The sequence below is a fragment of the Rhodococcus ruitaii genome, assembly GCF_055230935.1.
The window spans coordinates 1-11,043 of record NZ_JBUYWC010000033.1 but is presented as its reverse complement, the minus strand read 5'-3'; the positions used below and the strand labels follow the sequence as shown (position 1 = coordinate 11,043).

Sequence of the window (11,043 nt, the reverse complement as noted above, 5' to 3'; positions counted from 1 at the left end):
ATACACCGACGTCGGCACCACCACCATCGTCGACGACGCCCCCACCGCCAACAACAACTCCATCATCGACGCATCGAAACTCGGCGACGCGAAATACAACGTCCGCGACCGCGAATCCAACCCGTACCGCTCCACCTGCTCAGCACAGAAATTCGACAACCCCGAATGAGTGACCACCACACCCTTCGGCTTCCCCGTCGACCCCGACGTATAAATCACATACGCCGCATTCTCCACCCGCAATGTTCGGATCCGCTCATCGAACGTGACGGGGGTCGACGGGAGTGTGGCGAGCACGGCCTCGGTCTCGGGATCGTCGACGACCACGACCTCGATGTCGGTCGACGCTACGCCGGCCGACAGGACGCCGGTGTGGTCCGAGAGCGTCAGCACGAGACCCGACCTGGAGTCGGTGAACATGTACTCGATCCGGTCGGCCGGGTAGTTCGGGTCCACCGGTACGAACGTCGCACCGGTCTTCGCCACCGCCCAGGTCGCGAGAACCGACTCGAGCGAACGGGTCATCAAGATGGCGATGCGATCCTCGGGCCCCACCCCGCGGCCGATCAATAGCCGAGCCAGGGCCGAGGATCGAGCGTCGAGCTCGCGGTATGTGAGAGTGCCGCCATCAGATACGACCGCGGTGGCATCGGGATCCCGCTCCACGGCGGTCGCGAGCAGGTGCGGGAGCAGGGGAACCGGAGCATGGCGCCGCGCTCGCCTGGTACGACCGTGTCGGCGGGGGAGGTCACGGCCCGCGTTACTCGAATCGACATACTCGGACCCGATAACCTTGACCGTCATACCACTCCCGTTCTGCACCGGGGCGAAATGCGGTCGCGAGCAGCGCGTTCGGCGCCGCACGCGGGTCGAGTGCTTGTCATGTGACCACGGCCCCCGACAACCGCCTCACACGCACCCACCACGTCGAATTCTCGCATGGGGCCACTACTGTTTCCAGTTGAATGACAATTCGACTATTCGACATCCGCTGAAACAGTGAACAATTCGGACATATCACGGATGGTGATCCACGACTCGAGAAGTGGGCCGACCACAATGCACGCATCGGCTCCCGTGAGTTCCCAGTGCGACGACTCGACCTTGTGGCAGTGTACTTCGCCCACCACGAACGGTGACCAATCGAGGAGGGAACTACCCGCTCCCGGCGCTGATTCGCGCGCCTCCACGAAAAGGATATCCCCAGAGAATCGACCCGGCCTGTGCCGTCCGAGAACGTCGATCGACCACCCGATTCCATCGAGGACGTCAGCCATCGAGGGGATATCGTCGGCGCCCTCGTCCAGTTCTCGTGTGATATTCGACACGATCTCGTCCCGGGTGCGGATGCCTGCCCCCACGCCGCCCCGCAAGGCGGTGAGGGCGACTTGCCGCACGTCGACGGAAACCTCCAGCGGCGCGGGCACCTGCGCGTCGAGCAGAACCAGCGATGCCACGGTGGCGCCGTTCCGCTGCAACTGCACGGCCATCTCATGGGCGATCACGCCACCCATCGACCATCCGACAAGGTGGAAACTCCCACGTGGTTGCAGGCGGCGGATCTCGGATACGTAGAGCCGAGCCCACTCCTCGATCGACTCCGGCAATGCGTCGATACCGGACAATGCGGGCGATTGGATTCCGTAGACGGGCACCCCTTCCGGCACATACTTCGCCAATTCCGCGAAGCTCCACGCGAGTCCGACCACCGGATGTACGAAGAAGACCGCTTCGAGGTCCGGGTTGCCGACGCGGAGTGGAATGACCATGTCGAATAGCCCACCCGAGACGCACTCCTCGGACTCCGCCAGTGCCGAGATCCGGGAAGCCAACACCTCCACCGACCCCGACTCGAACACCACCGGCACCGGCACCCGCACACCCACCACCGACGACAACCGCGCCACCAACCGCGTCGCCGCCAACGAATTACCCCCCAAATCCACAAACGAATCATCCAAACCGACCCGCTCCACCCCCAACACCGACGCCACCACCGACGCCACCGACTCCTCCAACACCGACCGCGGCGCCCGAAACTCCCGCACCGCAAACACCGGCTCCGGCAACGCCCCCCGATCCACCTTCCCCACCGGAGTCAACGGCACCTCATCAAGCACCACCACCAACGCCGGCACCATATACCCCGGCACCACACCCGCAACCTGCTCACGCACCACACCCGAATCCAGCACCACACCCGAATCCGCCACCACATACGACACCAACGCCGACTCACCCGACGCCAACACCGACCCCACCGTCACCGAAAAACCCACCCCCGGCAACGACTCCAACACCGCATCGACCTCACCCAACTCGATACGGAACCCCCGCACCTTCACCTGAAAATCACTACGCCCCACATACTCCAACACCCCACCCGAACCACGACGAACCACATCCCCCGTCCGGTACATCCGCCCACCCGACGACGAAAACGGATCCGCCACAAAACGACACGACGTCAACCCCACCCGACCGTGATACCCCCGCGCCACCTGCGCCCCCGCCACATACAACTCCCCCACCACACCCTCAGCCACCGGACGCAAACGCTCATCCAGCACAAAACACCCCACCCCCGCAATCGCCGACCCGATCGACACCCCCGACCCCGGCACCAACTCCCCCGACGACGTCGCCAAAATCGTCGTCTCCGTCGGACCATACGCATTGAAAAACCGACGCACACCCGGAACAGACCACCGCCGCACCAACTCCGGCGTAAACGCCTCCCCCGCCACCACCACCGTCGACAACGAATCCAACCCCACCGGATCCATCGACCCCAACGCACCCGGCGTCATGAACACATGCGACACCCGCTCCGCCGCAATCAACTCCGCCAACTCCGGCCCACCACCGACACCCGCCGGCGCCACCACCACCGACGCCCCCGCCGAAAACCCCACCAACAACTCCAACAACGACACATCGAAACTCGGCGAACACACATGCAACACCCGAGACGACCCCACCACCCCGAAATGCTCACGCTCAGCCGAAATCAACGACGCCACACCAGCATGTGACACCACAACACCCTTAGGACGCCCCGTCGACCCCGACGTGTAAATCATCCACGCCGCATCAGCAAGCTCCACCGACCGCACCCGATCCGCATACGACACCGGACGCGACGACAACCCCCCCACCTCCGACACCAACCCCGCATCATCGAACACCACCACCGGCACCGAAGACGGACACGACACCGACACCACATCCACCACCGACGACACCGTCACAACCAACACAGCACCCGAATCCGCCACCATGAACTGCACACGCTCAACCGGATACCCCGGATCCACCGGCACGAAAGCCGCCCCCGACTTCACCACCGCCCACAACACCACCACCGACTCCAACGAACGCGGCACCGCCACCACCACCGCATCCCCCGGACCCACACCCCGAGAAATCAACCACCGAGCCCACCGCGACGAACACTCATCAAGCTCCCGATACGACAACGACCGCCCACCAGCAACCACCGCCACCGCATCACCACACGACTCCACCGCAGACACCAACAACTGCGGCAACACCACACCCCGAGACCGCCCACCACGACGTGGCTTCGGGGGGGTCTTCCGTCCGGTCCGCGCAATCCGACCGTCATGTCGCACTTCGTCCGCTTCGGCCCGTCCAACCGAACCCGACTTCCGGTGAGCACCCGCCACGAAACGACTCCTTCCGGTCGAGCAGCCCCGACGCCGCTCAACCGGAAGTGAAGTTACCGAACAGTTACCTTTGCCGCAGCACCCACGGATCAGCTCCGACGGCACTCTTGCCTGCCAGAGGGCCCGAAACAACACCGTCCGCCCCGGCGTGTCGATCCGTGACGATCACCGCTTCGAGGTCGTCCGAATCAGACAATCCGGATACTTCGGCTGCAGGAACGAACGCATGGCTGACCCATTCGTCGAGAGCGAGTTCGCCGAGATCATCGTCGAGACCAGGAACGACGATCACCGCACCGGCAACCGCGGCGGCCAGTATCGCGAAGACCATCCATTCACCGGAGACGGCGCGGCCCGGCAGGATGCGCGAATCGTAGGTCAGGGCCAGCTCCTCCTGCCCCCGACGCAACGCGGCAACCACCTCACCGTGACTGAGACATACGTCACCGAATCGCAACGCCTGATCACCGGGCCCGAGCACCTCGGGACGGTCCGTGTAGCCGAGCGAACGGCCGGACAATCCGGACACCGCAGCGTCGACCACCGGATCGTCGAACGAGATCCACGTGGTCTCGGCAGCAGCGGCCGTATCCGTGCGCTCGACGACCCGGTCGGTCGTCGCCAGACCCCACCGTGCGGGCACCTGCCCGTCGGAGGACACCGCAGCGCCCGACTTCGCCACCGCCCACAATGCGACCACCAGATCGACGCCGACCGGAAGGTCGACCACGACACCATCGCCCGACCCTGCACCGCGGGATATCAGGTACCTCGCCCACTGCGACGAGCGCGCCTCGATCTCTGCGAAGGTCGACTCCGCATCGCCGAACACCACGGCGGGAGCATCCGGATCCGACTCGACCGCAACTTGGATCTCCTGCGCGACAGTGCGATCCGCGCTCAGCGGGGTCGTCGACGGCACCGACGGCACCGCCGTCGTAGCGACCGAACGCTCACCGTCCGTGCGGATGTCGAGATCACCGACCACCGCAGCGGGGGCGGCCGCCACTGCGTCGAGGACCGTCACGAATCTCTCGGCGAGAGTGTCGATGCTCGCCGCGTCGAACAGGTCGGTCGCGTAGGTGAGGGCAAGCGCCATCCCTTCGGCCGCACCGTCGGCGCCCTGCGTCGGCTCCACTGTGACCTGAAGATCGAACTTCGCGGCCAGTTCACCGCCGTCGATGGCTTCGACCGTCAGCCCCGGAAGTTCGAGTCGTGCCGGTTCGATGTTCTGGAACGACAGAACCGTCTGGAACACAGGATGCCGTGCCGCCGATCGTGCTGGGACGACCTCATCGACGATCCGCTCGAACGGTACGTCGGCATTCGCGAACGCTTCGAGGTCTGCGGCACGGGCATCGTCGAGGACCGCACCGAATGTGGCAGCAGGGTCGATATCGGTGCGCAACGCCAGTGTGTTGACGAACATTCCGACGACATCGTCGAGCGCACGAGCGCCCCGTCCTGCCACAGGGGTGCCGATGACGATGTCGCGGGAGTTGCTCAGCCGCGACAACAACACCGCAAGGGCGGAGTGCACCACCATGAACAGCGTGGACCTGTGCGCCGCAGCGAGTTCTTCGAGGCGAGCGCGAGTCGCTGCCGTCACCGAAGTGACGTGCGTGGCACCGCGCAGGCTCGGTGTTGCGGGCCGCGGGCGATCCGTGGGCACGTCGAGCAGGTCGGGAACCCCGGCGAGACGCTCACGCCAGTACGCGAGCTGGACCCCCGCCGGCGACTCCGGATCATCGGCGTCACCGAACGCTTCTTGCTGCCACAGCGCGAAATCTGCGTACTGGATCTCGAGAGCGTCGGCAGTGGAAGCACCCCCTGCACGCCGAGCCACATACGCCGACATCAGGTCGCGCGCGAGCGGCGGCAGGGAAGCACCATCGGCCGAGATGTGATGAACCACGAGCGCAAGAACGTGGTCGTCCGGGGCGATGCTCACGAGACGACCACGAACGGGTACCTCGGTGGCGACGTCGAATCCCTGCGACACCACCTCGACGACGGCCGCGAACGCCTCGGCCTCGGAATCCACCGTCACCGTCGTGAGGGGATCCACCGCGTCGACGTCCAGGATCTTCTGGTGCGGGCCCTGCTCGTCCTGCGGATAGACCGTGCGCAGCGACTCGTGGCGCTCGACGATGTCGCGTACCGCAACAGCCAGCGCCGCAGCGTCGAGATCGCCGCGCAATCGGATGGCGAGAGGAATGTTGTAGCTAGACGATCCCGGATCGAGCTGGTTCAGCACCCACATGCGCTGCTGCGCCAGCGACAACGGGATCCGATCCGGCCTTCGCCCGGCCACCAGCTCGGGAAGTGTCCGGCCTTCCTGCCCGGAGTCGGCTCGCGCCGCGAGACCCGCCACGGTCGGGTCCTCGAACAATTCACGAATCGCCAGGTTCGAACCGAGCGCCTCGTTGATCCGCGCGATCACCCGTGTCGCGATGAGCGAGTTGCCACCCAGATCGAAGAACGAGTCGTCCGCACCGACCTTCTCGACGTCGAGGACGTGCGCCAGGATTCGCGACACTGCACGTTCGGAGGCCGTTGCCGGTTCCCGGTAGGCGTCGCCGAGAGCGTCGATCCGCGGGGCGGGGAGGGCCCGGCGGTCGAGCTTTCCGTTGACGGTCAGCGGCAGTTCGTCGAGCACGGTCACGATGTCGGGCACCATGTATCCGGTCAGGAACTCCGACACCCGGCCGCGCACGTCTGCCGCGACCACCGTCTCACCGGCGCGCGGCACGACGTAGCCGACAAGTCGTTCACCGAGTCCGTCGTCGCGAACCATCGCCACAGCGTGGGCAACACCCGATGCCTGCAGCAGAGCCGCCTCGATCTCACCGAGTTCGATGCGGAAACCGCGCAACTGCACCTGGGCGTCGCTGCGGCCCGCATACTCGAGGATTCCGGCCGAGTTCCAGCGTCCGATGTCCCCGGTGCGGTAGAGCCTGTCTCCGCCGAACGGATCCGCAACGAACCGTACTGCCGTCAGCCCGGGACGGCCCAGATACCCGCGCGACAGCTGGTCGCCGGACACGTAGACCTCGCCGGGTACGCCCTGCGGCACCGGCTGCAGGCGCCGGTCGAGTACACGCACCGTGAGTCCTGGCAGGGACCGCCCGATCGCGCTCGCCGACCCGGCCTGTGCGTGAGCGGGTTCGACCACGTGGAAGGAGACGTGCACTGTCGTCTCCGTGATGCCGTACATGTTGATCAAGCGAGGTGAGACGGGATGCCGCTCGAACCATCCGCCGAGGCGACCCGGATCGAGTGCCTCACCGCCGAACACCACATACCGCAGGGACGCCGGTGCAGCGTCGACTGCGCTGGAGGACAGAGCACGGTCCGCCTCGTCGAACTGGTAGAACGCCGACGGCGTCTGGTTGAGAATCGTCACGCCTTCGGTGCGCACGAGACCGGCGAACAACTCCGGCGACCGCGAGGTCGAGTAGTCGACGACGACGAGCCGGCCGCCGTACAGCAGCGGTCCCCACAGTTCCCACACCGAGAAGTCGAATGCATACGAGTGGAACAGCGTCCACACGTCGTCGGGCCCGAAACCGAACAGTGGTTCGGCGTTCTCGAACAGCGTGAGCACGTTGCGGTGGGTGACACCGACACCCTTCGGACGGCCCGTGGAACCCGACGTGTAGATGACGTAGGCCAGATGGTCCGGCCGCAGCGGCGCCAGGCGGTCGGCGTCGATCAGCGGATCTGCCTGGAATCCCTCGACGGCATCGTCGATCCGGAGAATCTCGACCCCGCTGTCCCACAGCGCGCTCGCACCGTCCTCGCGCCCGACCACATCGGCCGTGACGATCACGCGGGGGCGCGCATCGTCGAGCATGTACCGGATGCGGTCCTGCGGGTAGGTCGGGTCGACCGGCAGATAGGCGCCTCCGGACTCGACGACGGCCACGAGCGCGACGACGAGGTCGAGCGAGCGCGGCAACGCCACCGCCACGAGCGCCCCCGGACCGACGCCCGCAGCTACGAGGCGACGCGCCATCCGGTTTGCCCGGGCCGAAAGCTCGGAATAGTCGATGGTGGTCCCGTCGAAGGTGACCGCCGGCGACAACCCGTGACCGAGCACCGACTCCGCCAGGCGGCCCGCGAGCGTGACCGGAGTCCGTGCCGGGGTCCCGGCACCGAGCGAACTCCATTCGGTGAGAATCTGTTCGCGTTCGACCTCTTCGAGAAGCGGTAGATCCGCAACGGCAGTGTGCTCGCCGGACACCACCGCACCGAGAATCCGGGTGAACCTGCCCGCCAGCGACTCGACAGTGGTGCTGTCGAACAGTTCTGTCGCATAGTTGAATTCGATGGCGAATCCACCGGGTTCTCCATCCGCCCCGATGGTGTCCGCGACGGTGACCTGAAGATCGAATTTTGCTGTTGCCGCATCGAATTCGATTCCGGAGATGTTCAGGCCCGAGAGTTCGAGGTTCGACACGGGCATGTTCTGGAACGTCAGCATCACCTGGAACAGCGGATGACGGGACTGCGAACGCGGCGGGTCGAGCACCTCCACCAAGCGCTCGAACGGCACCTCCGCGTGCATGAATGCATCCAGGTCTGCGACACGAACCCGGCCCAGCAGGTCTTCGAACGAGTCCCCACCGTCGACCTCGGTGCGCAGGACGAGGGTGTTGACGAACATGCCGATGACGTCGTCGAGGGCAGCCTCGCCGCGCCCGGCCACGGGCGTGCCGATCGCAATGTCCTCTGTGCCACTCATCCGCGCGAGCAGCACGGCCAGTGCAGCGTGAACCACCATGAATTCCGTTGCACCACTACGGCGCGCCAGATCGGTGATTCCGGCACGCACAGCGCGGTCGACATCGACACGCACCGATGCACCGCGGTTGCTCGCCACCGCCGGCCGCGGGCGGTCGACCGGAAGCGGAAGCTCTTCGGGCAGCTCCGCGAGGGTTCGGCGCCAGAATTCCACTTGCTCGGACATCAACGACTCGGGATCGGACTCTTCGCCGAGCACCTCTCGCTGCCACAGTGTGAAGTCCGCGTACTGCACGTCGAGTGGAGTCCACGACGGTGCGGTCCCCGAGACGTGCGCGTCGTAGGCGGTCACGACATCGCGCACCAGTGGGCCGATCGAGTAGCCGTCGGCCGAGATGTGGTGCACGACCACTACCAGGACATTCTCGCGTTCGGACACCTCGAGCAGGTGCACCCGGAGCGGAACCTCCCGAGTGACATCGAATCCGGTGGTCACGATCTCCGCGATGCGATCGGGGACCTCGTCTGCGGACAGCTGTTCGGGCACCACGCCGAGCCGCGCATCAGGCGCGGGGAGCACGTTCTGGTAGCCGATACCGTCGATTTCCGGATAGACAGTCCGCAGCGATTCGTGCCGGGCAATGACGTCGTCGATCGCCGAGCGCAATGCCGCATGATCGAGATCTCCGGAGAGCCTGATGGCCATCGGGATGTTGTCGACGAACGACTCCGGTTGCAGCCGGTTGAGGAACCACATCCGCTGCTGCGCCAGCGACAACGGCACGTGATCCGGGCGTTCCCGGGCTTCCAGCGGTACTGACTCACCACCGGACGCCAGTGCCGAGATCCGGGAAGCCAACACCTCCACCGACCCCGACTCGAACACCACCGGCACCGGCACCCGCACACCCACCACCGACGACAACCGCGCCACCAACCGCGTCGCCGCCAACGAATTACCCCCCAAATCCACAAACGAATCATCCAAACCGACCCGCTCCACCCCCAACACCGACGCCACCACCGACGCCACCGACTCCTCCAACACCGACCGCGGCGCCCGAAACTCCCGCACCGCAAACACCGGCTCCGGCAACGCCCCCCGATCCACCTTCCCCACCGGAGTCAACGGCACCTCATCAAGCACCACCACCAACGCCGGCACCATATACCCCGGCACCACACCCGCAACCTGCTCACGCACCACACCCGAATCCAGCACCACACCCGAATCCGCCACCACATACGACACCAACGCCGACTCACCCGACGCCAACACCGACCCCACCGTCACCGAAAAACCCACCCCCGGCAACGACTCCAACACCGCATCGACCTCACCCAACTCGATACGGAACCCCCGCACCTTCACCTGAAAATCACTACGCCCCACATACTCCAACACCCCACCCGAACCACGACGAACCACATCCCCCGTCCGGTACATCCGCCCACCCGACGACGAAAACGGATCCGCCACAAAACGACACGACGTCAACCCCACCCGACCGTGATACCCCCGCGCCACCTGCGCCCCCGCCACATACAACTCCCCCACCACACCCTCAGCCACCGGACGCAAACGCTCATCCAGCACAAAACACCCCACCCCCGCAATCGCCGACCCGATCGACACCCCCGACCCCGGCACCAACTCCCCCGACGACGTCGCCAAAATCGTCGTCTCCGTCGGACCATACGCATTGAAAAACCGACGCACACCCGGAACAGACCACCGCCGCACCAACTCCGGCGTAAACGCCTCCCCCGCCACCACCACCGTCGACAACGAATCCAACCCCACCGGATCCATCGACCCCAACGCACCCGGCGTCATGAACACATGCGACACCCGCTCCGCCGCAATCAACTCCGCCAACTCCGGCCCACCACCGACACCCGCCGGCGCCACCACCACCGACGCCCCCGCCGAAAACCCCACCAACAACTCCAACAACGACACATCGAAACTCGGCGAACACACATGCAACACCCGAGACGACCCCACCACCCCGAAATGCTCACGCTCAGCCGAAATCAACGACGCCACACCAGCATGTGACACCACAACACCCTTAGGACGCCCCGTCGACCCCGACGTGTAAATCATCCACGCCGCATCAGCAAGCTCCACCGACCGCACCCGATCCGCATACGACACCGGACGCGACGACAACCCCCCCACCTCCGACACCAACCCCGCATCATCGAACACCACCACCGGCACCGAAGACGGACACGACACCGACACCACATCCACCACCGACGACACCGTCACAACCAACACAGCACCCGAATCCGCCACCATGAACTGCACACGCTCAACCGGATACCCCGGATCCACCGGCACGAAAGCCGCCCCCGACTTCACCACCGCCCACAACACCACCACCGACTCCAACGAACGCGGCACCGCCACCACCACCGCATCCCCCGGACCCACACCCCGAGAAATCAACCACCGAGCCCACCGCGACGAACACTCATCAAGCTCCCGATACGACAACGACCGCCCACCAGCAACCACCGCCACCGCATCACCACACGACTCCACCGCAGACACCAACAACTGCGGCAACACCACACCCCGAGACCGCCCACCACGACG

Annotated in this window: 3 protein-coding genes; all 3 read right to left on the bottom strand. The window is 65.5% G+C overall.

The window, feature by feature from the left end; translation table 11 throughout:
- The coding region (locus ACZI8W_RS26030; protein ID WP_463371430.1) for an AMP-binding protein at positions 1-804 on the bottom strand (804 nt) is incomplete at its 3' end.
- A gap of 173 nt (positions 805-977) precedes the next feature.
- On the bottom strand, positions 978-3,527 hold the full coding sequence (locus ACZI8W_RS26025) for an amino acid adenylation domain-containing protein (RefSeq protein ID WP_463371431.1): 2,550 nt from the start codon (positions 3,525-3,527) through the stop codon (positions 978-980).
- Between the two features lie 226 nt (positions 3,528-3,753).
- Positions 3,754-11,043: amino acid adenylation domain-containing protein (locus tag ACZI8W_RS26020; protein ID WP_463371429.1), on the bottom strand; the 7,290-nt coding region annotated here is incomplete at its 5' end.